This is a genomic window from Paraburkholderia sp. BR10923, from assembly GCF_040948765.1.
Lineage (GTDB): Bacteria > Pseudomonadota > Gammaproteobacteria > Burkholderiales > Burkholderiaceae > Paraburkholderia > Paraburkholderia youngii.
Genome location: NZ_JBFPKO010000006.1, coordinates 248,439 through 273,234 on the forward strand (window position 1 = coordinate 248,439; position 24,796 = coordinate 273,234).

Genomic DNA, 24,796 nt, shown 5'->3' on the forward strand with positions numbered 1-24,796 from the left:
GTTGCGCGAGCACAGCCCCTTTTGATAGTTCCACAGGACAGGAGGATTTTCCATGCCCGCTCATTCGCCCGATTTGCATGATCGTGTCGCCCTCGTGACCGGCGGATCGCGAGGAATCGGCCGCGCCGTTTCCCTCTCGCTTGCATCGGCTGGCGCAGCGGTGGCGGTCAACTATCGGCAACGCGGGAACGAGGCTGCTCAGATCGTCGGGCAAATCGAAAGTGCGGGAGGCCGTGCAATCGCGGTGCAAGCCGACGTATCGGTCGCGTCCGACGTCAAGGCAATGATCGATGAGGTGGAAAGCCGCCTTGGCGTCGTCGGTGTTCTCGTCAACAACGCGGGCACCGGAACGATCGTCGATATCGATAGGCTCACGGAAGCCGAATTCGATCGAACACTTGCGGTCAATCTGAAATCGGCGTTTCTGTGCACGCAGGCGGTGCTGCCCGGAATGCGCGCACAGCGCTGGGGTCGCATCGTCAACCTGTCGTCGGCCGCTGCCCGCGGCGCTGGGCTGGTGGGTGTGCACTACAACGCCTCGAAAGCTGGCCTCGAAGGGTTGACACGCGGTTATGCGGCGCGGCTGGCCCGCGAAGGCATCACCGTGAACGCCGTGGCCCCGGGACCGATCGACACGGAAATGGCCGCGCCGCTGAAGGCCGCGAACGTCGCGGAACGGCTTCCCGTTGGACGCCTCGGTGAAGTCGACGAGGTCGCCCAGGTCGTGCTGATGGTGGTCGGCAACGGCTTCGTTACCGGCCAGACGATCCCCGTCAATGGCGGCGTGAGCTTCATATGAGCCTCGGGCGGCATCAGCGCGAACGTTTCGCCGATGCTATTCGACACACGCTTCGTCTGACGGTGCTCTGATGTTCACCGCCCCGTCATTTTCCGGAGGATTTTCTGCACGATGCGCTCATGCTGCTCCAGCGCCTCATTGAGCGTACGTGCTCCGTAGCTCCTGTTGTCTTGCGTCTGCATTCCGGCGACGCGCGTGACGAACAGCAAAACCTCCGCGGTTTTCGGATTGGACACACCACGGAAGCGGGTCGTGACCGTCACACCGTAGTCGTCCAGCAGTGTGCGGCGGAAGATCAGTTCGTTTTCCGTCATCCAGCGCGACCACGCGTCGTGGTCGAACACCTCGACTGGCCGGTTCTTCGCATCGAGAACATAGATGCGTGCCGAGCTGGACGGGACCGGTGGCGTCTTCATATTTCAATGCGAAGGCGTGAGCAGGAAGTCCGTCGCCTCCCGCCACCAGGTTTGGTCGACGTGGCCAATCCAGTCGTTATGGTCAGCCGCCTTCACCATCATCAGTTTTCTCGGTGCGGACAGCGAGTTGTAAAGCGCCTCGCCGAAGCGCGCGGGGACGATGCTGTCGCGTTCGGCAACCATGACGAGAATCGGGCGGTCGAACGACGCCAGGTGGGTCGCGCTGTCGTATCGGTCGCGCAGCAGCCACCTCACGGGCAGCCACGGAAAGTGATGAGCGGCGACGTGCTCGAGCCGATCCCATGGCGTGATCAGCATCATGCCCGCGATCCTGTCGCGTTCGCGCGAGCCGGCCGCAGCCGCCACGCCGGCCCCAAGCGATTCGCCGATCAGCACGAGCGGCGCTCCATAGAGGCGATATGCGAGCGCGATGGTTTGTTGCGCATCGTCGACCAGACTCGCTTCGCCTATCGCACCGGTGCGCGGCCCGTAGCCTGGATATTCGGCGAGAATCACGCGCAGCCCGAGCCGGGTGAGCGCTGCGGCATAGAACGAGCGGTGGCCGGCATGCCCGGCATTGCCATGAAAGACGATGACCGTGGCGCGCGCGGAACCGTCCGGCTCTGCCACGAGGCCCCGGTACGCCTCAGGTGTCGGCCAGGCGCGCAGTCCGCCGGAGGTGATCTCCTCGATCGTGGCCTTCTGAGGGAAGTAGAGCAAACGATCCTGCAAGATGGCGACTCCGGCTAACACGATCAGGTACGTGACGGCGAGGCCGATCATCATTCGGGTGAATTTCATCGTCTTGCGCTCGACCCACCGAACTTTTCGATAGCACGCACCCAGTTTAGCGCGCAGTCGCCCCGGCAACGGATCAGGGTTGGCGTTTGCCCCGGCCACTAGCGGGCTTGCCAGCCGGCTTGCGTGAACCCGCAGCGGGCTTGCTGGCGGGTTGGCTGCGTGGCTTTTGCACGCTAGATGAATGACCGCTGGACGAGCGCGCGCCTTTGCCCACGGCCGCAGCGCGCTGCGCCGCAGGTTTGCGTTGGTTTTCGCCACTTTGCCGGCGCGGTTTTTTTCCGGGCGGCTGCATGGCGCCCGGTGCGGCTTGCGGCACCTTGGGCGGCTTGGGCTTTTTGGGCTTTTTGGGCTTCTTGATGATCTGGCCCGTCGCGCTGGTTTGCGGCACGCGGTGTTCGGCTTCGAAACCCGGCTCTTCTTTACGGGGCAGCGTTTGCCGGATCAGCGCTTCAATCGCGGCCAGTTGCGGCGCTTCGTCGGCACACACGAGAGACACCGCCACGCCGCTGGCGCCCGCGCGGCCAGTCCGGCCAATACGGTGCACGTAGTCTTGCGCCACGATCGGCAGATCAACGTTGATCACCAGCGGCAGGTCGTCGATGTCCAGCCCGCGAGCGGCCACATCGGTGGCCACCAGCATTTGTACTTCGCCTGCCTTGAAGCGCTCCAGCGCACGCAGGCGCGCGGGCTGCGGTTTGTCGCCGTGGATGGTGTCGACCGCATAGCCCGCTTCATCCAGCATCGCCGCCAGGTAATCGACGCCATTGCGGGTCTTGACGAACACCAGCGCGTGCTGCCAACGGTTCTCAGCCACAAGGTGCAAGAAGAGGTCGGGCTTGTTCTTTTTATCCACTGGCACCACCCACTGCTTGATCCTGCTGGCGGTGGCATTGGGCGGGCTGACGCTGATATTGACCGGGGCGCGCAGAATGTTCGCCGCCATCGCGCGGATATCATCGGTAAACGTGGCGGAGAACAGCAGGGTCTGGCGCTGAGCGGGCAAGGCGGCAAACACGGCGTTGAGTTCGCGCGCGAAGCCCAGATCCAGCATGCGATCTGCTTCATCCAGCACCAGCGTTTGTACCTGATCGAACTGCACTGCGTTCTGGCGATTGAGATCTAGCAGACGGCCCGGCGTGGCAACGAGCACATCCACGCCTTTGCGCAATTTCATCATCTGCGGGTTGATGCTCACACCGCCGTAGGCGGCCAGAAATCGTAAGTCGAGGCCTTTGCCGTAAGCGATGAAGCTTTGCAGCACCTGTTCAGCCAGTTCACGCGTGGGCACCAGCACCAGAACCCGGGCGCGATTGCTGGACACCGCCGGGCCGCATTGCGCCAGCCGTTGCAATAGCGGCAGCGCAAAGCCCGCGGTTTTGCCCGTGCCAGTCTGTGCCCAAGCCATCACGTCCTTGCCACCGAGCACGGCGGGAATCGCCTTGGCCTGCACCGGCGTAGGAGTCTGGTAATTGAGGCCCTGCACGTTAAGCAGCAAGGGATCGATCAGGCCAAGCGAGGCAAAGGACATTGACGTATTCCGGGCTAAAACCGCAATTCTAGCGGCTGCCCGACGGCCTCAAAGGTATGCCGTCAAAGGTGCGGCAAATCGTCGATGCATTTTTCGACATGATCGCCCGGGACATCCGTGTCGATCCCGGCGGGTCCGTCGGTGTGAGAGACGCATACGATTTTTGGCCCGAGATACCGTGTGCCGCCAAGTGTAAAAAGGGACCAAACGACATCTCCCCGGCGGATCGCGGCGACGACTTCGACCACCTCCACGATCGCAGGGGGGGACAGCCATTCACGCGTCGACGGATCGACGGGAGCCCAACGCACGTGGGTGAACCTGTCGTTCGCCGGGTTGATGCGAACGGCGTCGATAGCAAAGGTTGTCACATTCACCTCCATCGTCCTGACAAAGGGATGTTTGCATTATGCGCCGCTTATTTCGCTGGGGATCAGCGGGATCCAGGAACAGCATGGGCCTGACAGTGACGCCTAAGCGGAGTTCGCGTCGCACCACTGAATCGCCCAACGCTGCGCCGCCTCCATCGCATCCACGTCGGAGGGGTAATCGCCGAGGTCGCCCGAATACTTTACCTCGACGGCATCGCCACTCGCGGACGCGCGCCGGTAGATCTTTGCGCGAGCGTAATAGCGGCCGCCTTCATCGAGAGGTGACGCGTCGATGTGGAACTGCTGGTAGTCGAAATGCATGGCTGTCTCCAAACGATTGCCCTGACCGTCGTCGCGTAGAGCGAGCTGGACCGCGTTGTCGCCGCCAAGGTCGCTCCATCATTCTGCGAAGCCGACATGTACATCGTAGGCAGCAAAAGCAAAGCTCGCTGAACGGCGAGAGCAGGCCCTTTTTCACGACGATGCGCTTAGCGGAGGCTGCACCGCACGGGTAAAATCTGCGCGAAAACCTTTGCCACCGACGCGCCTTCGCACCGACCACGCGCACCGGCCAACTACAACCAACCATGAATCCCGGCATCGTCTACGCCTTTTCCGCCTTCGTCATCTGGGGGCTCTTTCCCGTCTACTTCAAGACGCTCCACCAGATTCCCGCGCTCGAGATGCTCGCGCACCGGATGGCGTGGTCGCTCGTGTTCATCCTCGCGGTGCTCGTCGCGCGACACCACTGGGCGTGGCTGCGGCCCGCGCTGCGCGACAGGCGCCTGATCGGCCGCTTCTCCGCGAGTGCCGCGCTGCTTTCGGCCAACTGGGGCATCTACATCTGGGCCGTCAACGCGGGCCATATCGTCGAGGCGAGCCTCGGCTACTTCATCAATCCGCTGATCAACGTGCTGTTCGGCTTCGTCTTCCTGCATGAGCGGATGCGCTCGCTCCAATGGTGCGCGGTGGCGCTTGCGGCGCTCGGCGTGGCCTGGCTCACCTGGCAGAACGGCGCGCCGCCGTGGATCAGCCTCGCGCTCGCGCTGACGTTCGGCGGCTATGGCCTGTTGCGCAAGACCGCAAAGCTCGGCGCGCTCGAAGGCCTCGCACTCGAAACGGTGCTGCTCTTTCCCGTGGCGATCGTCTATCTGATGGTGATCGGCATGGCCGGCGCGAGCCATTTCACGCATGCGTCGCTCGGGCTGCAACTGCTGCTGGCCGCCGCCGGACCTATCACGGCCGTGCCGCTGCTGCTCTTCGCGGCTGCGGCGCGACGCATCCCGCTCTCGATGCTCGGCTTGATCCAGTACGTGACGCCCACGCTTCAGCTGCTCACTGGCGTGCTGATCTACGGCGAGCCGTTCGGGTCCGTGCGCGCGATCGGCTACGGCGCAATCTGGGCAGCACTCGCGCTCTACTCGTTCGAAGGGTTGCGTGGCACGCTGGCCGCTGCGCGCGAGGCGCGCAGGGCGGCTTGAAAAGGTGAGTGCAGGCGGGTAGCGGCCGAGCTACGTCGAAACGCGGGCGATCCTCTTCAACCTTCGGCACTCGCACCGGTCAACGCGCGAACCCGGCTTTCATCGGCGGCCAGGTCGCGTGAATGGCCGGCATAGACGATACCGCCATCGTCGAGCACGTAAGCATGATCGGCAATCGCGAGCCCCATGTGCGCGTTCTGCTCGACCAGCAGGACCGAAATCCCTTCGTCGCGCATCTGCGACACGACGCGAAACACCTCGCGCACGATCAGAGGCGCCAGCCCCTGAGAGGGTTCATCGAGAATCAGCAGCCGGGGATTGAGCAGCAGCGCGCGGGCAATCGACAGCATCTCCTGTTCGCCACCGGAAAGCTGACGTCCGCGGCTTTCCTTGCGTTCGGCAAGCCGTGGAAACAGCTCGTATATGCGCGCAATCGTCCAGGGACCGGTGCGCGCAAGCGGCACACGGAGATTTTCTTCGACACTGAGATTGGCGAAGATTCTTCGTCCTTCGGGGACATAGCCCACGCCGTTCGCGGCGATCCGGAACGTCGGCCAGCGTGTCGTATCCGCGCCGAAGATCGTCACGCGCCCCCGGCGTGCGGGTGTCAGACCCATCAGGGTCCGCAGCGTCGTGGTCTTGCCCGCGCCGTTGCGGCCAAGCAATGCCGTGATCCGACCTTCCTCGACCGCGAGGCTCACGCCGTGGAGGATGTGGCTCTTGCCGTAGTAGGTATGAAGTTCCTCGGCGGTGAGCGCGATGTTCATGCCACGTCACCCAGATACGCCACCTGCACGACCTCGTTCGCCGCGATTTCCGCCGGCGCGCCCTCGGCGAGCAGCGAGCCCCGGTCGAGCACCGTGATCCGGTCGGCAAGATGGAACACCACGCGCATGTCGTGCTCGATCAGCACGATCGTGAATTTGCCGCCGCTGCGCAGACGGCGAATCAGCTGGGTAATTTCGTAGGTCTCCTCGCCGCCCATGCCTGCGGTGGGTTCGTCGAGCAGCAGCAGGCGAGGGCGCAGCGCCAGCGCCATGGCGATTTCAGCAACGCGCTGGTCGCCGTGCGCGAGCTCGCCGGTCAGCCGGCCACTTTTTGCTGCTAGCCCGGTGAGTTCCAGTGCTTCTTCGACACACTCGCGCACTCGGGTTCTTTCGGCGCGGCCGACCCACGGCCGCAAGCGGAATCCAGCCGCAACCTCCGCGCTGATGAGCACGTTTTCGAACACCGTGAGTGCGGGAAAGATCTCGGTAATCTGGAACGTGCGGGCGATGCCGCACGCGACGCGTCGATACGCCGGGACGGCCGTGATGTCCTGTCCGTCGAACACGATCGTTCCCGTGGTCGGCCGGAAGAAACCGCTGATGAGATTGAAGAAAGTTGTCTTGCCGGCGCCGTTCGGTCCGATGATGGCACGCAGCTCGCCTGCTTCGACCGCGAGCGAGACGTCGCGTACCGCAGCGAGGCTGCCGAAGCTCTTGCTCACGTGCGTGACTTCCAGAACGCTCATGATTCGCTCCTGCGGCGCAGAACGCCGAGCAGACCCCGAGGGAAGAACAGCACGATCGCGATGAACAGCATGCCGACGAACGACATCCAGTTGACGGTGATACTCGACAGGTAGTCCTGCAGCACGACGAATACCGCGGCGCCGAGAAGCGGTCCCCACAGGCTGCGCATGCCGCCCATCACCGCCATCATGACGAAGTCGCCGGACTGGCTGAAATGCAGCCCGCGCGGGTCGGCGAAGTTGTTCAGAAGTGCATAGAGCGCACCGGCGAACCCCATGAAAAAGCAGGAGAGAGTGAAAGCGATCCAGATATGGCGGTCGGCGGGAATGCCGAGAAAGCGCGCGCGCCGTTCGTTTTCGCGGATTGCGATCATCGTGCGCCCGAATGGGGAACGCAGGATGAAGCCCATCAGACCGACCGCCAGCGCGAGGCAAAACAGCACGAAGTAATAGAACGCATCGGCATTCGAGAGGATGTCGATGGTCGTGATGCCAAGGTGAAGCGGCATGCGCGAAAATCCGCGCAGACCGTCGTCGCCGCCTGTCAACGAACTCCATTGGAACGCGATGTAGTAGAAGACCTGTCCGAAGGCGATGGTGACCATCGCGAAATAGACACCGCGCCGCCTCGCGCAGAGCGCACCGAGCAGCGCGCCGGCGACCCCGCCGAGCAGCGTTCCGCACAGAAGAGCGAACGGCGTGCTCGGTGCAACGAATTTCAGCGTGAGGCCTGCGCCATACGCACCCAACCCGAAATACGCAGCGTGACCAAACGACAGCACGCCGGTGAAGCCGAGCAGAAAATTCACCGACATCGCCGCGAGACCCAGCACGAGCACCCGTGTGCCAAGCGCGGTGTAGCCTCCGAGCGGCGGCATCCAGTACGGGGCGAGCAGCAACACGGCCCAGATCGCCGCAAGCGTGAGCAGTCTGCGGTGCCTCGCCTGTCGCGCTGCACTCATGTCAGCATGCCCTCCTCGCCGAGCAGGCCGCGGGGGCGCAGCAGCAGCACGACGGCCATCAGCACGTAGATGATCGCTTCGCTTGCCGCGGGCAGAAACACCGCCGTGATGCCGGAGGCGACGCCGATCAGCAGGCCGCCGAGCAGCGTGCCCGTGAGGCTGCCAACGCCGCCGACGATGATTGCAATGAAGCTCGGCATCAGGAGCCCGGTTCCCATCGTCGGCTCCAGGCCAAGCTGGCCGGCGGCGAGCACTCCGCTCAGACCGGCGAGAAAGGCGCCGACGGCAAAATTGAACGAACGCAGCCTGCCCACGTTGATGCCGAGCGCTGCCACGGTTTCGAGGTCGAGGGTACCAGCGCGGATACGGATGCCGAGTCGGCTATAGCGTAGCAGGACGAAAAGCAGCGCTACCGTCGCCGCCACCGTGACGACCATGAAGAGGCGATAGCCGGTGATGAAGAACAACGTGTTGCTCAAAGGCTGGGACAGCACCGACGGAATGGTCACCGGTTTGCCTTGCGCGCCCCAGATGAAGCGGGTGCCGTCCTCGAAGATGAAGGCAAGGCCGAACGTCAGGAGCAGGCTGTAGAGCGGGTCGCGCCCATAGACTCGCCGGATCAGCACCCGTTCGATGGCGAGGCCGATCAGCGCGATGCACGGCGGCGCGATCAGCAGCGCGCCCCAGAAGCCGACGTAGGGCGTGATCGTATAGGCAACATAGCCGCCAGCAACGAGGAAGCCGCCGTGAGCGAAGTTGATGACGTTGCTCAGGTTGAGAATGAGCGATAACCCGAGCGCCATCAGCACGTAAAACGCGCCGATGATCAGACCGTTGGTGACGTTGAAGAGCAGCAGTTCAGTCATCGCCCACCATTCTTGTTATGGCGCCCGTGGCGCCCGTGCTTCGCTTCCGCTTGCGCAATGAGAACCGCGCCCGGCGATCCCGCCGGGCATTTGCGCTATCAGGAGGGCCACTGCAGCTTGCAGCCCGTTTCACTCTCGGGAGGTGCGGTCTTGTCACCCGCGATCACGCGTTCCACGCGGAACAGGTCTTCCGGGTCGCCGGCCGGCTGGGATAGCGCTTCGCCCACGAACGACGACGTCATCAGCTGGTGATCCCCCTTGCGGTAGTAGCACTTGTTCGGCTGCAACCTGACGTCGTCCGCCAACTCGAAGCCGCCGAGCGCTTCGGCGAGCTTTCTGGCGTCGAGCGTCTTTTCCTTGTTGGCGATGGCGGCCAGGGTATGCACCGATGTATAGCCGAACCAGTGACGCGCGGTGGGAACCTTACCGCCGTTCACCTTGCGGATGTCGGCCACGAACTTCTCGACTCCCGGCACCCCCGGCTGCTTCCAGTACCACTCGAACATCCAGATGCCGACACGCGCGTCCGGCGGCATCGCCTCGAGCGATTCGAGCTCCTGCTGCAGCCCGGCGACGTGAATGCTCTTGCCGATACCGAACTGAGCGATCTGCTTCAGGCAGTTGACCATGTCGGAGCCTTGCGGGAGCACGAGCAGCACGTCGGGATTCGCCGCGCGCGCCTTGATCAGATAGGCGGAGAAGTCGGTCGTGCCGAGCGGGGTGAGCTCGTTGCCGGTCATCGTGCCACCGAGCTTCTGCAGATCGGCGGCCGCGGCCTTCTGCAGCGTGTGGCCGAACGCGTAGTCCGGTGTGATGAAATGCCACTTCTTGCCATACTTGGTGAACAGCAGGTTCGCGACGGCGTTCGCCTCCATGCTGGTCGTGTTGCAAACGCGATAAACGTTCCATTTGCAGTCGACACCCGTGATCGTATCGGTGTGGCCGCCCGAAACGATATGCAGCACCTTCTTCTCATTGCTGACCTGAGAAATGGCCTGGGCGATACCGGAGTTCACGTCGCCGATGAGGAACGTGACCTGATCGCGTTCGATCAGCTTGCGCGCCTTCTGCACGCCGGTGCCGACGTCGTTTGCCGAATCTTCGACCATGAGTTCCACGGGGCGTCCCAGAATGCCGCCTTGGGCATTGATCTGCTGAACGGCAAGCCGTGCGCCCGTCACTTCATTCTGTGCTACCGCAGCATAGACGCCCGTCAGCGGATCGACCATGCCGATTCGCAACGGAGCTTCGCCGCGCGCCTTGATGATGAAGGGCGGCGCCAACTGCAGTGCGGCTGTTGCGGCAGTTGCTTTGAGTATGGTGCGCCGACTGAAAGCGGGGACACGACCTGGTGTTTTCATAGGGTTCTCCCTCACCGTGATGTCGAATCTTTCGAACCGCGGAATGGTGTGTCCGCGCGTGCGAAACGCGCGCTATTCGATCTTGAACGCGTTCAACGGAATCCACAAGACTGCGTTTTCCCGCTGTCGGATGCGCGACCGCGCCTGTACATGGGTTGCCGTATAACTTCTGTCTGGAAGCCAATCGTCTGCGATTCGCAGACGCGATGCGAGCGATAAAGTTGGCGGGCGTGTGCCGCGCAGTCGAAAGACAAGGCGCAGCAAACTAAATTCTCGAGAAGTCGTAGTCTCGTTCAACGAGGCAAATACGGGTTTTGTAGGATTCGTACCATTTTTCCCGGCCGGTCTGTTGTGCTACCAGATGCATTGAATCACGTTTCCAGGCGGCGATGGATTCGAGGCTATCCCAATAGGAAACCGTAATTCCAAGTTCCTCCCGCGCAGACTCGACGCCCAGGAATCCGGGCTGTTTTGCGGCCGCTTCGACCATTGCATCGGCCATGTCTTCGTACCCGTTGTCCCCGGGGGTTCGGATGGACGTGAAGATCACCGCGTAATAGGGAGTGGCTCTGGTGTTCGCTATAGACATTCTTACCTTCCTTCGGTCTTTTGCTATTGATGGTTTTAAGTGCACATTGTCGGCGATCCGTGTCACGTCGTCGAGCCGCGTGTCTGGAACCGGGGCAGCGAGCTATCTTCCGTGCAATATACTTCCGTATAGCCAGGAGACTCACCGTCGAAGCCAGGGCGGATAGCGGTCCCCCGGTAACGAAGTTGCTAATAGGGGGCACTTAAATGCGAAACTGGCTCCTGATTCCAACAAAAGAACAATGGAATAAATGGTCTTTGCCCAGCAAGCTCACTTTTGCGGGGACTTTCGTCGGAGTTCTGAGTCTTCTTTTGACAGGTCTGTTCTTTGTTTTGCCGCTGATCTTTGCGTCCGATCCGACAGAAAAACGGTTGGACGGTGCGTTGCTTGCCGCAATCGAAGATGCCAAATCCATCAGGAGCCAGCTCTCGTCACTCAAACAAATGGGGGAATTGAAATCGAAGGGTAACGATATTGCCGTTCCTTCATCCAAAGACGGCCCAGCGATAGTCGAGTCTTCCGCAATGAAGCAACTGATGGATGACGGCGATTTTTATCAACGATTGTCACCGCTTCTTCGCGAAAGACTGCCGAAGTTCATCCAAATAAGAAATGCTCTGCTGAATGGGCTCGGCCGGGCACAACCAGATATTACGCAGCCCGGGACGCTCCGTCTTTTGGATATCGAGCTCGAAACCGAAACTAATTGTCTCATTCTCGAACGTCAGCTTCGTTCAGGCGAGATGACGAAGGATCTGCACGACGAATTATTTAATGCGGCGCTTGAACTTCAGGTGTTAAGAATGCGTCCTCCAGCACCAGGCGACCGCGGTAACCTCCCTGGCCACACGCCTGGCCCATCGGCAGAGAGCCAGGTAAAAGATCTGCCGGGGCAGTGAATCATGCTGCTTTAACCGCCGACTTAATAGTTATTGCGAGACGCGTCGCTCACGACCGCTGAGGTGCGAACGGCCAAGGAGTGCCGACCGACCGACCAGGGCAACGTCTGAACGTCAGCAATGACCTGACTGTGTCAGGGCGGCGGCAGCACTACGACGACCACCCGTCATTTCCCAGCATGGTTCGACGACATGCCGGTGCACCGCAATGACACGCGTACTGGGCGCGAACCTCGTCGGTGACCGCACCGTCCACTGACAGACCGTAGTTGATGAAAAGCTCCTCCCCGGGGGCGATCGTGGCGAGCGCATGAATGAACACCCGGTCGCCCGTTTCGATGGCCTCGCAGTTGGGGGTGCACGCATGGTTCAGATACCGCGCGCTGTTGCCGCCGCGGCTGCCGTCGATCACGCGTCCATCGGACAGACCGAACACGAACGTGTGGCCCGCGTCGGCTCGCTGACGCGCGGCGGCGCGCCGCCAGCTGGTCACTTCCCCCTTGTACTCGATGACCCGTTCGCCCGCGGCGATCGGCTGCAGCGCGAACAGTCCCATGCCATGCACGGGTGAGCGTCGTGCGGTGATGCGTCGCAATCGCATGTTGTCGTTTCCTTCGCGACCCTCGGTCGTTGCATGTGGTTTAGCGGCGATGCGAAGCATATCGCCACGCACTCACGCGCTCAATATATTTCTTAATAAAACTGCAACTAACTGTCAAGGACCGCCGCGCCAGGAGTTCCGGCTTCGCCGCAAAGAGGCTGGCAACGCCCGACGGTCAGAGGGAGGCCATCAAGTCGCATGTCGACGCCATCGCAGTGGCGCAACAGTCGCCTCAGGCAAACGAGCGGCTGGCCGCCGCCGCGCGCTTGCGCAGCCAGTTCATGCAGGCGAAGAGGGCGATCGCGAACGCCATCAGCAGGGTGGCCACGGCGAGGATCGACGGGTCGATCTGGTCACGGATGCCGCTCCACATCTGCCGCGGCACGGTGCGCTGCTCCGGGCCGCCGATAAACAGAATGACGATCACTTCGTCGAACGATGTCGCGAATGCAAACACACTGCCGGTTGCGACGGCGGGCGCGATCAGCGGCAGCGTGACGCGACGAAACGCGACCCACGGCTGCGCACCCAGACCCGACGCCGCGCGAAGCAGGCTTTGATCGAACGACAGCAGCGAAGCGGTCACGGTAATCACCACGAAGGGCGTACCGAGCGCGGCATGCGCAAGCACGACGCCGGTATACGAATTGACCAGCCCGAGCGGCGAAAAGACCAGATAAAACCCCGCCGCGACGACGACGATCGGCACGATCATCGGCGACACGATGATTGGCATGATGATCGAGCGGTAAGGGAACTGCGCGCGGCTCAGGCCGAGCGCGGCCAGCGTGCCGAGCACCGTCGCGATCAGCGTCGACGCCGCGCCAATGCCGATGCTGTTCGCAAACGCGCGTTGCCAGTCCGGCGAACTCAGCGCCTGCGCGTACCAGCGCAGCGAGAAGCCCTGCATCGGGTACGAGAAGAACGAGCCGGAGTTGAACGACAGCGGCACGATCGCGAGGATCGGCGCGACGAGGAAAAAGAAAATCAGCGCGCAATGCACGCGCAGTGCCGCGCCCGAGATGCGTTCCGAGAGTAGCCGGGTTCGTCCGTCTTTCATCTGAGTCTGCCTGTTGATCAACTATCCGAATGAGCGACAACCAGCTAGCGGCGTTTGCGCGGCGCGTTAGCCGAAGCGCAGGCGGTCGATACCGACCAGCCGGTTGAAGATGAAATAGAACACCGCCGTGAATGCGATCAGATAGCACGACAGCGCACCTGCGAGTCCCCAGTTGAGCTGATCGTTGGTCTGCGACGCGATCAGCTGGCTGATCATTTCGTCGCCGGCGCCGCCTAGCAGGGCGGGGGTGATGTAATAACCGAGCGCGAGCACGAACACGAGAAAACATCCCGCGCCGACACCCGGCAGCGTCTGCGGAATATATACGCGCACGAAGGCCACGGCCGGATGCGCGCCGAGCGATTTCGCCGCGCGCATGTACACGGGCGGCACGCCTTTCATGACCGAAAAGATCGCGAGGATCATGTAGGGCAGCAGGATGTGCGTCATGCCGATCAACACACCCGTGCGATTGAAAATCAGCGGCAGCGGATGGTTGATGATCCCGAAGCGGAGCAACGCGCTATTGATCACGCCACCGGGTTGCAGCAGCACATACCACGCGGTGGTGCGCACCAGCAGCGAGGTCCAGAACGGCACGATCACGAACAGAATCAGCCGGTTGCTCTGGTTCTCAGGCAGTGTCGCGAGCAGATAAGCCACCGGGTAGCCCAGCACCAGGCACAGCAGCGTGACCGTCGCACTGATCGTGACCGTGCGCCCAAAGGCCGCGCGGAAGATGGCGCTGTCCGCCGCGACGGACGTCACCGAACCATCAGGCGCGACTTGCGCGTCGACGGCGTTCAGCAAATAGTCGGGTGTGGGCGAGATCGACGCACGCTTGAGCAGGCGCCAGGTTTCCGGCGCGTTCCAGCGTTCATCCAGATCGATCAGGGCGGGTTTCCATTGCGCCGGCGTCTCCGAACGTGTGGCACGCGCCGTCTTGAACAGCAGGCTGCGGAACTCCGGTTGATAGAAATTCATGCGCCGCGCGATATTGCCGAGCTGGCCGGATTCGCTGGCGTCCTTCAGATCGTGCGCGAGTGCGGCGAAGGCCGGTTCGCCGGGCAAGCCCGCGCCGTCCCATCCGGCCAGCGTTGCGCTCAACTGCGGCATGCCGGTGCGCACTTCCGGGTTTCGCACGCTGCGCGCGAGCAGGCTCGCGATCGGTGCAACGAACGTCACCAGCAGAAAGACGAGCAACGGCAAAGCCAGCAGCAATGCGCGCATCGCGGCCTTGCGGCGCGCGGCCCGGAACGACTCGCGGTTCGCGGCCTGCGGGCCGCGGCCGAAAGGGGCGGTGGATGGCAGCGGCGTGTTCATCGTGCTCGATCTCTCGGGTGACGTTCGTTCGATCCGGCGTTACTGCGTCAGCCAGTTCTGGAACCGCTTGTTGATCGCATCCGCGTTGTCGGCCCAGAACGTCGCGTTGATTTGCAGCGGACGCTTGAAGTTCTCCGGCGCCGTCGGCAGATCGTTCAGACGCGCCTTGTCGATCAGCGGAATGGCATCTTTGCGCGGCGGCGCGTAAGCGATGTACTTCGACAGGTCCGCATAGGCCTGCGGCGTCGAGGATGCGACGATGAACTTCTGCGCCGCGTCGGCATGCTTCGCGCCGTTGACCACGGCCCACCATTCGTAGTCGTACACCTGCGCATCCCAGACGATCTTGAACGGCTTCTTGTCCTTGTGCACGGCGTCGTCGATACGGCCGTTGTACGCCTGGGTCATTACGACCGCGCCGTCGGCGAGCAGCTGCGGCGCCTGCGCACCCGCTTCCCACCAGACGATGCTCGGCTTGATCGTGTCGAGCTTCTTGAACGCGCGGTCGACGCCGGCGGGCGTGGAGAGCGTCTTGTAGACGTCCTTGGGCGCCACGCCATCGGCGATCAACGCCCATTCCATCGCGACCTTCGGCGACTTGCGCATGCCGCGCTTGCCGGGGTACTTGTTCAGGTCGAAGAAATCGTTGATGGTGGTCGGCGCGGTTTTCAGCTTGCTGCTGTCGTATGCATAGACGGTGGACCACACCATCGCGCTGACGGCGCAATCGCTGATCGAGCCCGGCAGGAAGTCGCTGGTGTTGCCGAGTGCCTTCTTGTCGAACTTGGCGATCAGGCCTTCGTCGCAAGCGGTGATCGCGTCGTTGGTTTCGAGGTCGATCAGATCCCAGGTCGGGTTCTTCGACTGCTCCATTGCCTGCAACTTGGCGAGGCCGCCATCGTAGGACTCGGTGGAAAACTGGTTGCCGGTTTTCGCGGTGAACGGTTCGAACCATGCTTTTTTCGCGGCCGCTTCATACGCACCGCCGAAGGTGACGACGGAAATCGTATCGGCCGCGTAAACCGTGGTGGTGGCAAACAGCCCGAGCGCGCATGCCCCGAGGGTGGTCCGGAATGACGAGAACGTGGTCTTCATTTCTAGTTGGCTCCTGCGATAAGTGGCGAGGCGGACGAGGGAACGGCAACGGTGGAATAGTCGGCGCCGCCGGACACGGCGGAAGATTTCGGCGCGGCCGCCATCGCGGGCAGCACCTTGCAGTCGTCGCGTCGCCAGGTCACGGCGGTCTGACGGCCGAGTGCGGGCAGATCGTGGTGCTGTGTGTTCGGCACCTTGACGACCATGCTTTCGCCATGGCCGAGCTTCAGATGTACGCGATGATGATCGCCGCAGTAGACGAGTTCCTCGACCAGTGCGTGCACGACGTTCATGTTCTGCCGTGTCGCTTCCTGCACGGCTTCCGGCGTCGCGGCGATGTGTGCGCGCTCGGGTCGCAGCGCCAGCACCGCCGCGTCGCCTGACGCGAGCCCGGCGCCTGGGCGTCCGCGCACCGTGCTGCCGTCGGCCAGCTGCATCGCGGCCCATTCGCCGCCGTCGGAATTGACGCGACCGGTCAGTCCATTGTTCTCGCCGACGAAATTGGCAACGAATGCGTTTGCCGCGTTTTCATAGAGTTCGGTCGGCGTGGCGGCCTGCTGGATGCGTCCATCGGAAAACACGGCGACGCGGTTCGACATCGTCAGTGCTTCGTTCTGGTCGTGGGTCACATAGACGATCGTCAGCGACAGTTCGCGATGCAGCCGCATGATTTCGTATTGCATGGTTTCGCGCAGGCGCTTGTCGAGCGCGCCGAGCGGCTCATCCATCAGCACCACGCTCGGCTCGAAGACCAGCGCGCGAGCCAGCGCGACACGCTGCTGCTGGCCACCCGACAGTTGCGACGGCCGCCGCCCTGCCAGATGCGATAACTCCACCATGTCGAGCACGCGCGTCACGCGCGTCTTCTGTTCGCTGCGGTTCACCTTGCGCACGGACAGCGGAAACGCGACGTTCTCGGCAATCGTCATGTGCGGGAACAGCGCATAGTTCTGAAACACCATGCCGATATCGCGCCGATGCGGCGGCTTGTCGTCCAGACGCTTGCCGGCAAGGCGGATTTCGCCGCGGGTCGGCGATTCGAATCCCGCCAGCATCATCAGTGTCGTGGTCTTGCCGGAACCGGACGGACCGAGCAGCGAAACGAATTCACCGTGCCCGACGTCGAGATCGAGTCCCTCGACGACGCTATGCACGCCGTCGTATGACTTGCTGACGCCGTCGAACGAGATAAATGGTTGGCTTGACATGGGCATCTCGGCAAAGTGTTGGCGGTCTACGCGGGGCGGCGCATCACCTCGCGCCCACGCGTCCCGCCAGATAGCGGGCGAAGTCGTAATTCGGCCGTTCGAGAGGGCTCAGGTGGCCGGGCTTCGCGAGTGGCGCGTGCACGCCGCGAAACACCGCCTCGACGCCGCGCCGGTCCTCGGCGTTGACTTCGTCGAGCAGCGTCTTGAGCGTCGCCATGTAGTCGGCGGCGCGCGGATCGTCGACGAATTCCGGCGCGAGGCCGCCGCCGAAGCGGATATGCACGCGGCCGACGCCCCGCGGCTGCAGGATCAGATACCAGAAGTAGCCGGGGGTCAGCGTGATCAGGTGGGTCGGGTAGATCGCCAGCAGCGCGGTGGTACGACGCCAGTGCCCTTGCAGGCGCGTGTTGGCGGGATGCGCGTTGCCGATCGGCAGCGATGCTTCCTTGGTGATCCAGTGATAGTTGAACGCCGGCAAACCCGGCGGACATTCCATTTCTTCGAGCTTCGAGTGCGGTCCGACCGTGGCGCGATGCAGCATCGGCAGGTGGTAGCTCTCCATGAAATTTTCCGCGAGGATCTTCCAGTTGGTGTCCCACTCGTGCTCTTCGTGGAAGGTCTCGACGTAGTCGCCCATGCCGTACGGCGCGATCAGCTTCGTCAGCTCGGACAAATGCGATTCCACCGCAGGCGCGCGCGCGTTGAGCGTCACATAGATCCAGCCTTGCCACGTCTCGCAGCGCACGGCAGGCAGCCTGTATTGGTCCTTGCAAAAGCCCGGCTGCTTATCCATCAACGGCGCGCCCGCGAGCGCGCCATCGAGCGTGTAGTTCCATGCGTGATACGGACACACGATCCGGCGCACGTTGCCGCGCCCTTCGAGCAATACCGACATGCGGTGCAGGCAAACATTAGAGAATGCGCGCAACGCGCCGCTCGCATCGCGCAGCACGAACACGGGCTGGTCGTCGATCTGCGCGCTCAGGTAGTCGCCGGTCTGTGCCAGCGCGCTCGCGCGGCCCACGCACAACCACTCGTTGCGAAACACGTCGCGCTGTTCGAGCGCGAGAAACGCCTCCGACGTGTAGACGGCCGGCGGCATCGCGTGTGCATCCTCGAACGGACGCTCGCAGTTCTCGCGCAGCGCGTGAACGATGTCGAGCTCAGTGTCCGTCGACTGAAGAATGGCTGACATAGGGGCCCCCATCAGTGTTTGCATCCGATGTGCACCAATCTAACAATCCAAATTGCTAGGTAAAATATTGTTTTTGCATGCAGTGCATAGTGGATGACTATGCAGTGACACTTCCGTGCTCCTATTAGCCGATGTGCAGACGCCGAATATACGTTTCACAGAATGCCGAAAAGCGCTTCACAACCTCGCGCGGCTTGACGGCGGCCGATAGCGCAATGCCAAGCGTCGTCGCATTGACACTCTCCCTGAAATGTTTAATCACGAAGTCTTCGCCGTCCACAGTCCGGGTCGACTTCAGCGGGAAGTTGAGTATGCTGTAACCCAAGCCGTTGGCGACCATGCCACGCACGACTTCAGGCTGTGACGAGCGGAAAGCCGCGGTAGGGCGGCTGCCGACCGCGTCGAACAGCGCAGAAAAGTACTCGCGGCTATGCGGAAGATCCAGCATCACATAGGGCTCGGGCAGCAGATCGGCCAGCGACACCTGGCGCGCCCGTGCAAGCCTGTGTGTTTTGGGCAGGATGACATACGGTGGCAGCGAAAGCAGCGGGGTAAACGCGATTCCATCGGTGATATCGAGGCTGTAGGTCAGCGCGATATCGAGCGAGCCGTCGTGCAGGCCGCTCAAGAGCGTGTCCTGATGCGCTTCCGTGGTACGGAAGGTGATCGCCGCATAATCCTGCACGAAGCGGCTGATGATGCCGGGCATCAGCGGCGGCGCCAGCGACACCATGCAGCCGAGCGAGATGGAGCCCGACATGCCGCCGTCGATTTCGGTCGCGGTCAGCTGTAATTCTTCGGCGTTCTGAAGCAGATTGCGAGCGTGGCCGAGCAGATCGCGGCCCGGTTGCGTGAGCGACAACCCGCTCGCGTGATGGCGGATGAACAGCTGGACGCCGAACGATTCCTCCAGATCCGCGAGCGATGTCGAGATAGACGGCTGAGAGATATGCAGCCGCTTTGCCGCGGCGGTGAAGGAAAGCGTTTCGGCCGTGACGACAAAATACCTGAGCTGACGCAACGAGTAGCGGATCGAGGTGCCGTCCATCAATTGCTCCGTGTTCGGTCGAACCGATTGTCGCTCGACAATTCCCGATTGCATAGCGAAAAACGATGCAAAGCATTTTTAAAATATAGTTTTGGTTGCCCGCCGCGCGGCGTACATTCTGTCCGACCGAGAGACCCGAATCCAGAGCGCATTTCAGAAGGAGAAGGCCATGGCGGCTGAAAAATTGTCCATCGACACGCTGGTCATAGGCGCGGGTCAGGCTGGCGTGGCGATGAGCGAACATCTGAGCAATCTCGGCGTGCCCCATCTCGTGCTGGAGCGCGACCGCATCGCGGAACGCTGGCGTACTTGCCGCTGGGATTCACTGGTCGCCAATGGTCCCGCCTGGCACGACCGCTTCCCTAATATGGAGTTCGAAGGACTCGATCCCGATGGCTTCGCCGGCAAGGATCAGGTCGCCGATTACTTCGAAGCCTATGCGCGTAACTTCAATGCGCCGATCCGCACCGGCGTCGAAGTCACGAGCGTCGAGCGTCTGAAGGGCCGGGCAGGATTTGCGGTCGCAACGTCCGACGGCACGATCGAAGCCCATCGCGTCGTCGTTGCGACCGGGCCGTTCCAGCGTCCCGTCATTCCCCCCATCGCGCCACAGGACCTCGAGCTCACGCAGCTTCATTCGGCCCACTATCGGAACCCTGAGCAACTGCCCGAAGGCGCGGTGCTCGTGGTGGGCGCGGGGTCGTCCGGCGTGCAGATCGCCGACGAACTGCAACGCGCGGGCCGCAAGGTTTATCTGTCCGTCGGTGCGCATGACCGTCCGCCGCGCGCGTATCGCGGTCGCGATTTCTGCTGGTGGCTGGGTGTGCTCGGCGAATGGGACAAGGAAGTCGCCGTGCCGGGACGCGAGCATGTGACCATCGCTGTCAGCGGCGCGTACGGCGGCCAGACCATCGATTTTCGCCGGCTTGCGCATCGCGGCATGACGCTCGTCGGCACGACGAAATCGTTCGCGAATCGCGTTGTGACCTTCGAACCGGACCTCGCCGTCAATCTGAAGCGTGGCGACGAATATCTGATGTCGCTACTCGACACCGCCGACGACTACATCGAGCGCAACGGCGTCGATCTGCCGGAAGACCCCGACGCACGGCTGATTCCACCGGACCCGGAGTGCGTCACGCATCCGCTGCCGGAGCTGGATCTGCACCAGGCGGGGGTGAGCACGATCATCTGGGCCACCGGCTATGCGGTCGATTTCAGCTGGCTGCACGTGAACGCGTTCGACGATAAAGGCAAGCCGCAGCATCAGCGCGGTGTATCGAAGGAGCCTGGCGTGTATTTCCTCGGCCTGCCGTGGTTGTCGCGGCGCGCGTCGTCGTTTATCTGGGGCGTCTGGCACGACGCAAAGCACATCGCCGATCACATCGTCACGCAGCGCAAATACCTCGCCTATCGCGACGCGTCGCAGCGTCAGCAGGACGCGCGCGGCGCGCATGGCGCGCATGCACCCGATACCGCGTGCGACGCATCGTACGCGCCGAAGACCAAAGAAGTGGGAGTGAACTGATGCCTACGCATACCCGCATCCGCATGTTCAATACGAAGGACACGTACCCGAACCAGTCGCTCGATAACGATCTTTGCCAGGCGGTTCGCGCGGGCAATACGGTCTATGTGCGCGGCCAGGTGGGTACGGATTTCGACGGCAACCTGATCGGTCTCGGCGATCCGCGCGCGCAGGCCGAGCAGGCGATGAAGAACGTCAGGCAGCTTCTGGAGGAAGCCGGCAGCGACCTGTCGCATATCGTCAAGACGACGACTTACATTACCGATCCTCGTTATCGCGAGCCGGTGTATCAGGAAGTGGGCAAGTGGCTGAAGGGCGTGTATCCGATTTCGACGGGGCTTTGCGTCAGCGCGCTCGGCCAGCCGCAATGGCTGATGGAAATCGACGTGATCGCCGTGATTCCGGATAACTGGACGCCCGTGCAGGCTTAAAGGATTCCCATGACATTCTCGATCGTCGGACGTTGTGAGAAGACCGGTCAGCTCGGTATCGCGATCAGTTCGTCGAGCATTGCCGTGGGTGCGAGGTGTCCGTGGGTGCGCGCGGGCGTCGGTGCGGTGGCGACGCAGAACGTGACGCTGCCCGCGCTCGGGCCGCAGATTCTCGATCTGCTGGAAAGCGGGCGTATCGCGCCGGATGCGGCGCTCGAACGGGCGCTAGGCGCGAGCGAATGGAGCGAGTACCGGCAGGTGACGGTGGTCGACAGCGAGGGGCGCACCGCGCTGTTCACCGGCAAGGAAGCACTCGGCGTGCATCACGCCGTCGCGGGAAATCAGTGTGTGGCAGCGGGTAATCTGCTCGCCGGCAAGCCGGTGATCGACGCGATGGTGAAAGCGTTCGAGAGCGCGCAAGGCGCGCTTGCCGATCGTCTGCTGCACGCGATGCATGCTGCCGTCGAAGCCGGCGGAGAAGCCGGGCCCGTGCATTCGGCGGCTTTGAAGATCGTCGATACACACGTCTGGCCGGTCGTCGATCTGCGTGTCGATTGGGCGGATGACGATCCGATCGGCAAACTCGACGCGCTATGGCAAGCGTATCGGCCGCAGATGCGGGACTACATCGCGCGCGCGTTGAATCCCACCGCGGCGCCGAGCTACGGAGTGCCCGGCGATGAGTGAGTTGGCGAGCCGTACGCTGCTCGAACGGCTGATCGGTTTTGCGACTGTCAGCCGCGACTCCAATCTGGAACTGATCGGCTTCGTGCAGCAATACCTCGCGGATCTAGGTGTGGAAAGCGAGCTATTCCATAACGACGATCGCACCAAGGCGAATCTGTTCGCGACCATCGGGCCGCGAGACCGTGGTGGCATCGTGCTGTCCGGGCATACCGATGTGGTGCCCGTCGAGGGTCAGGCGTGGACCGTGGAGCCGTTTCGTCTCACCGAGAAAGAAGGTCGCCTGTACGGACGCGGCACGGCCGACATGAAAGGCTACATCGCGTCCGTGCTGGCGGCAGTGCCCGCATTCCTGAGGCTGAAGCTCGACGTGCCGGTGCATCTCGCGTTTTCGTACGACGAGGAAGTGGGCTGTCTCGGCGTGCGGCCGATGCTGGCCGAACTCGAAAAGCGCGCGCATAAGCCGCGCATGTGTCTGATTGGCGAGCCGACCGAATTGAAACCTGTGCTCGGCCACAAGAGCAAGCTCGCGATGCGCTGCCACGTGAAGGGCGCGGCATGTCATTCCGCTTACGCGCCGCAGGGCGTCAACGCGATCCAATACGCGGCGCGGCTGATCCACCGGCTGGAACAGATCGGCGACGAACTCGCGCAGCCGGAACACCATGACGCGCGTTTCGATCCGCCGTTCTCGACGGTGCAGACCGGTGTCATCAAGGGCGGACGCGCGCTGAATATCGTGCCCGCCGAATGCGAATTCGATTTTGAAGTGCGGGGCGTGCCGGGCTTCGATCCCACCAGGGTGGTGGACAAACTGCAAAGCTACGCGGCAACCGAACTGCTGCCGAAGATGCGCGCGGTGCAGCCCGATACCGATGTCCGTGTGCAGATGCTGAATGCGTATCCTGGACTCGCGACTTCGCCCGATAGCGACGCGGCACGCCTGCTCGCGTCGTTGAGCGGATCGAAAGAATACGCAACGGTCGCCTTTGGCACGGAAGGCGGACTGTTCACGCAGGCGGGCATTCCAACCGTGGTCTGTGGACCCGGCAGCATGGATCAGGGCCACAAGCCGGATGAGTTCATCACGGTCGAACAACTGAACCGGTGCGACGCGATGTTCGCGCGCCTCGCTGAACATCTAGCAGCGTGAAGTGGCCCAGACTCATCGCGACACACGCTCTACCGCATCGAGTACGAAGTGCGCGACCACGACCACGCCTGTGGTCAGGGTCGCGAGCCAGCAGAGCGCGCGTAAAGACCAATGCGCGACGAGTTCGCCGACCGCTTCGCGTTTCGCACTCAGCAGCACGAGAAGCACCAGCACGGGCGTAATCGTCATACCGTTGACGATGGCGCTCCAGTACAGCGCCTTGACAGGATCGACGCGCCATAGGCCGAGCGCGAGACCAAGCAGCGTCCCCAGTCCCGCGAGCGCAACGAGCAAAACGGCAAGGCGCCGATCACGTTGTTTGCCGCGGGGCCAGTCGAACGAACTCGCGACCGCTTGCGCAGCGGAACCGGCAAGCGAAGGTAGTGCAAGCAGCGCCGAGCCGACCAGCGCAAGCCCGAGCAGGGGGCCGGCATAGCCCTTCAGGAGCGGTTCGAGCGCTCGCGAAAGCTCCGTGGGCTCGCCGGGCTGGGTCTGTGCGCCATGCAGCGTCGCCGCAGCCGCAATCATCATGCACGCTGCCGCCACGCTCGATAACGCGGTGCGTATCAAGGTCTGGTTGCGCAATCGGCGAAGCTGCTCTGACGAACTTCGATCGCCGCGCGCGGCGTGCTGTTCGTGCTGCCGATGTTCTTCCTGGGCTTCCTGCTCGGCCTGCGAAAAAAGCAGATACGGACTCATCGTCGTACCGAGCACGGCCATCAGCATGGTCACGAAATCTTCTTTCCACTCGACGTGTGGCACCAGAGAGCGCAGCACGACCGTGTGCCACGGCACATCGACGATCAGCAGCACGCCGACATACGCGAACATCGGCAGCATCAACCATTTGAGCACCTGCGCATAGCGCGCATATGGGATGAACCACTGCAGCGCAATCGACGTGCAACCGCATGCAAGTGTCAGCAGCCAAAGCGGCCCATGCGTGAAGCGTTGGATGACTACGGCCATCGCCATCACATTGACCGCGATGTTCAGCGTGTTCGCAATCACGAAGCGCGCCACGGCGAAATAGAAGAACACCGGCGAATAGTGCGCGCGCATGTTCGCCGTCAGGCCGTGTCCCGTGACGGCCGCGACACGCGCCGAGACCAGTTGCAGCGCAACCATCGACGGATACGACAGTACGCAGGTCCACAGCATGTCGTAGCCGTACCACGCGCCCGCGAGCGAATAGGTGGCGATGCCGCTGGGGTCGTTATCGCAACCGAGACTTGCCAGCCCCGGTCCGAGATCGGCGGCCCATGAGCGCGCAGGCTGCGACGAGGAAGCGGGCGTACTACCTTGTGCGGCGCCGGACGAGCTGCGTCTGTCGGGGGGAGAGTGCATGCGGTTGATCGTCGGTAAACCGGGGATGCTGTAGCGCTCGCACGAAACGTTCCTTCGTCGAATCGAACCGTGGGCTACGCCGACTACTACTCCACGCTCGACGCCCCGATGGTCGCCACCACTGAAGCGCTATCCGGTGCTATATTTTTTGCGTCGTCATTTCTATGACTATTGCTACCGCGCGCCACATGCAGCAGACGACGCCGACGGTAAAACCGGACATGTCGGAGATTCCGCCGTTAATGACACTCGAAGAGAATGCGCATCGCATGACCACTCGCGCCGCAACCGCAGGGGTCGTGGGCTAATGGAAACGAGCGACTACGACGGGTACACGTTGTGGGGGCATGCCATTCTTCAGCAAGAAGGCGAGGGCATCCTGCAACCGGAGCGCTATGCGGCGAGCGGAACCATCACCCGGGGCGGAAAGCTGGTCGAAGCATCGGGCATTCTGGGATTATTCGATAGCGAGGAAGAAGCCCACCATGCAGGCCTCGATTGGGCGCGCGCGTGGGTGGATGCGCATGGATGAGCGTG

The 24,796-nt window shown here is 62.6% G+C and carries 27 protein-coding genes; 8 read left to right on the forward strand and 19 right to left on the reverse strand.

Annotation, left to right across the window (positions count from 1 at the left end; genetic code table 11):
* Positions 1–52 precede the first annotated feature (52 nt).
* Positions 53–799 (forward strand): SDR family NAD(P)-dependent oxidoreductase, encoded by a 747-nt coding sequence (locus tag AB3X94_RS13875; protein WP_176111226.1) that lies wholly within the window; start codon positions 53–55, stop codon positions 797–799.
* A 74-nt stretch (positions 800–873) separates the two neighbouring features.
* Here the strand turns inward: AB3X94_RS13875 and AB3X94_RS13880 are convergent, their stop codons facing one another.
* The 5 genes from AB3X94_RS13880 to AB3X94_RS13900 all read right to left on the reverse strand — a co-directional run bounded on the left by AB3X94_RS13880 (position 874) and on the right by AB3X94_RS13900 (position 4,236).
* Complete coding sequence (locus tag AB3X94_RS13880) at positions 874–1,215, reverse strand: hypothetical protein (RefSeq protein ID WP_176111225.1); 342 nt, start codon at positions 1,213–1,215, stop codon at positions 874–876.
* 3 nt (positions 1,216–1,218) lie between these two features.
* Complete coding sequence (locus AB3X94_RS13885) at positions 1,219–2,016, reverse strand: alpha/beta hydrolase (RefSeq protein ID WP_368611834.1); 798 nt, start codon at positions 2,014–2,016, stop codon at positions 1,219–1,221.
* A 73-nt stretch (positions 2,017–2,089) separates the two neighbouring features.
* Complete coding sequence (locus tag AB3X94_RS13890; RefSeq protein ID WP_368611835.1) at positions 2,090–3,544, reverse strand: DEAD/DEAH box helicase; 1,455 nt, start codon at positions 3,542–3,544, stop codon at positions 2,090–2,092.
* 62 nt (positions 3,545–3,606) lie between these two features.
* A complete protein-coding gene (locus AB3X94_RS13895) occupies positions 3,607–3,915 on the reverse strand; it encodes a hypothetical protein (RefSeq protein WP_176111222.1) in 309 nt (102 codons plus the stop codon).
* A gap of 102 nt (positions 3,916–4,017) precedes the next feature.
* Positions 4,018–4,236 (reverse strand): hypothetical protein, encoded by a 219-nt coding sequence (locus tag AB3X94_RS13900; protein WP_368592029.1) that lies wholly within the window; start codon positions 4,234–4,236, stop codon positions 4,018–4,020.
* Between the two features lie 266 nt (positions 4,237–4,502).
* Here AB3X94_RS13900 and rarD point away from each other — a divergent pair, with 266 nt between their 5' ends.
* Positions 4,503–5,396: an EamA family transporter RarD gene (gene rarD, locus AB3X94_RS13905; RefSeq protein ID WP_176378234.1), complete on the forward strand. Its 894-nt coding sequence runs from the start codon at positions 4,503–4,505 to the stop codon at positions 5,394–5,396.
* A 56-nt stretch (positions 5,397–5,452) separates the two neighbouring features.
* Here rarD and AB3X94_RS13910 read toward each other — a convergent pair whose 3' ends face one another.
* The 6 genes from AB3X94_RS13910 to AB3X94_RS13935 form a co-directional block, all read right to left on the reverse strand.
* Positions 5,453–6,163 carry an ABC transporter ATP-binding protein gene (locus tag AB3X94_RS13910; protein WP_368611836.1) on the reverse strand — a complete coding sequence of 237 codons (711 nt, stop codon included), beginning with the start codon at positions 6,161–6,163 and terminating at the stop codon, positions 5,453–5,455.
* Positions 6,160–6,909, reverse strand: coding sequence for an ABC transporter ATP-binding protein (locus AB3X94_RS13915; RefSeq protein WP_368592027.1), 750 nt, complete (start codon positions 6,907–6,909; stop codon positions 6,160–6,162). The genes AB3X94_RS13910 and AB3X94_RS13915 overlap by 4 nt, the downstream gene beginning before the upstream one ends.
* Entirely contained in the window at positions 6,906–7,871 is a 966-nt protein-coding gene (locus AB3X94_RS13920; RefSeq protein WP_368611837.1) for a branched-chain amino acid ABC transporter permease, read from the reverse strand. The genes AB3X94_RS13915 and AB3X94_RS13920 overlap by 4 nt, the downstream gene beginning before the upstream one ends.
* Positions 7,868–8,737, reverse strand: coding sequence for a branched-chain amino acid ABC transporter permease (locus AB3X94_RS13925; RefSeq protein WP_176121990.1), 870 nt, complete (start codon positions 8,735–8,737; stop codon positions 7,868–7,870). Before AB3X94_RS13925 ends, AB3X94_RS13920 begins: the two co-directional genes overlap by 4 nt.
* A gap of 98 nt (positions 8,738–8,835) precedes the next feature.
* Positions 8,836–10,098: an ABC transporter substrate-binding protein gene (locus AB3X94_RS13930; RefSeq protein WP_368611838.1), complete on the reverse strand. Its 1,263-nt coding sequence runs from the start codon at positions 10,096–10,098 to the stop codon at positions 8,836–8,838.
* Positions 10,099–10,363: 265 nt separating this feature from the next.
* A complete protein-coding gene (locus AB3X94_RS13935) occupies positions 10,364–10,687 on the reverse strand; it encodes an antibiotic biosynthesis monooxygenase (protein ID WP_368611839.1) in 324 nt (107 codons plus the stop codon).
* A gap of 206 nt (positions 10,688–10,893) precedes the next feature.
* On the opposite strand from AB3X94_RS13935, the gene AB3X94_RS13940 reads away from it, so the two are divergent.
* A complete protein-coding gene (locus AB3X94_RS13940; RefSeq protein ID WP_368611840.1) occupies positions 10,894–11,586 on the forward strand; it encodes a hypothetical protein in 693 nt (230 codons plus the stop codon).
* 151 nt (positions 11,587–11,737) lie between these two features.
* On the opposite strand, the gene AB3X94_RS13945 is transcribed toward AB3X94_RS13940, so the two are convergent.
* The 7 genes from AB3X94_RS13945 to AB3X94_RS13975 all read right to left on the reverse strand — a co-directional run bounded on the left by AB3X94_RS13945 (position 11,738) and on the right by AB3X94_RS13975 (position 19,116).
* Positions 11,738–12,187: an SET domain-containing protein gene (locus tag AB3X94_RS13945; RefSeq protein ID WP_368611841.1), complete on the reverse strand. Its 450-nt coding sequence runs from the start codon at positions 12,185–12,187 to the stop codon at positions 11,738–11,740.
* 232 nt (positions 12,188–12,419) lie between these two features.
* Positions 12,420–13,247, reverse strand: coding sequence for an ABC transporter permease (locus AB3X94_RS13950; RefSeq protein WP_176111211.1), 828 nt, complete (start codon positions 13,245–13,247; stop codon positions 12,420–12,422).
* A gap of 66 nt (positions 13,248–13,313) precedes the next feature.
* Complete coding sequence (locus AB3X94_RS13955; protein WP_176111210.1) at positions 13,314–14,570, reverse strand: ABC transporter permease; 1,257 nt, start codon at positions 14,568–14,570, stop codon at positions 13,314–13,316.
* Between the two features lie 39 nt (positions 14,571–14,609).
* Positions 14,610–15,665, reverse strand: coding sequence for an ABC transporter substrate-binding protein (locus tag AB3X94_RS13960; protein ID WP_176111209.1), 1,056 nt, complete (start codon positions 15,663–15,665; stop codon positions 14,610–14,612).
* Between the two features lie 2 nt (positions 15,666–15,667).
* Complete coding sequence (locus tag AB3X94_RS13965) at positions 15,668–16,873, reverse strand: ABC transporter ATP-binding protein (RefSeq protein ID WP_368611842.1); 1,206 nt, start codon at positions 16,871–16,873, stop codon at positions 15,668–15,670.
* Positions 16,874–16,916: 43 nt separating this feature from the next.
* A complete protein-coding gene (locus tag AB3X94_RS13970) occupies positions 16,917–18,068 on the reverse strand; it encodes an SRPBCC family protein (protein ID WP_176111207.1) in 1,152 nt (383 codons plus the stop codon).
* A gap of 124 nt (positions 18,069–18,192) precedes the next feature.
* A complete protein-coding gene (locus AB3X94_RS13975; protein WP_368611843.1) occupies positions 18,193–19,116 on the reverse strand; it encodes a LysR family transcriptional regulator in 924 nt (307 codons plus the stop codon).
* Between the two features lie 169 nt (positions 19,117–19,285).
* Here AB3X94_RS13975 and AB3X94_RS13980 point away from each other — a divergent pair, with 169 nt between their 5' ends.
* The 4 genes from AB3X94_RS13980 to argE are packed head-to-tail and all read left to right on the forward strand — an operon-like array spanning position 19,286 to position 22,912.
* Entirely contained in the window at positions 19,286–20,644 is a 1,359-nt protein-coding gene (locus tag AB3X94_RS13980; protein WP_176111205.1) for an NAD(P)/FAD-dependent oxidoreductase, read from the forward strand.
* Complete coding sequence (locus AB3X94_RS13985) at positions 20,644–21,075, forward strand: RidA family protein (RefSeq protein ID WP_176111204.1); 432 nt, start codon at positions 20,644–20,646, stop codon at positions 21,073–21,075. The genes AB3X94_RS13980 and AB3X94_RS13985 overlap by 1 nt, the downstream gene beginning before the upstream one ends.
* 9 nt (positions 21,076–21,084) lie before the next feature.
* Positions 21,085–21,762 (forward strand): DUF1028 domain-containing protein, encoded by a 678-nt coding sequence (locus AB3X94_RS13990; protein ID WP_176111203.1) that lies wholly within the window; start codon positions 21,085–21,087, stop codon positions 21,760–21,762.
* Positions 21,755–22,912: an acetylornithine deacetylase gene (argE, locus tag AB3X94_RS13995; RefSeq protein WP_176111202.1), complete on the forward strand. Its 1,158-nt coding sequence runs from the start codon at positions 21,755–21,757 to the stop codon at positions 22,910–22,912. Before AB3X94_RS13990 ends, argE begins: the two co-directional genes overlap by 8 nt.
* 12 nt (positions 22,913–22,924) lie before the next feature.
* Here argE and AB3X94_RS14000 read toward each other — a convergent pair whose 3' ends face one another.
* Positions 22,925–24,259 carry an NRAMP family divalent metal transporter gene (locus AB3X94_RS14000; RefSeq protein ID WP_368611844.1) on the reverse strand — a complete coding sequence of 445 codons (1,335 nt, stop codon included), beginning with the start codon at positions 24,257–24,259 and terminating at the stop codon, positions 22,925–22,927.
* A 307-nt stretch (positions 24,260–24,566) separates the two neighbouring features.
* Here AB3X94_RS14000 and AB3X94_RS14005 point away from each other — a divergent pair, with 307 nt between their 5' ends.
* On the forward strand, positions 24,567–24,791 hold the full coding sequence (locus AB3X94_RS14005) for a hypothetical protein (protein ID WP_176111200.1): 225 nt from the start codon (positions 24,567–24,569) through the stop codon (positions 24,789–24,791).
* Positions 24,792–24,796 lie beyond the last annotated feature (5 nt).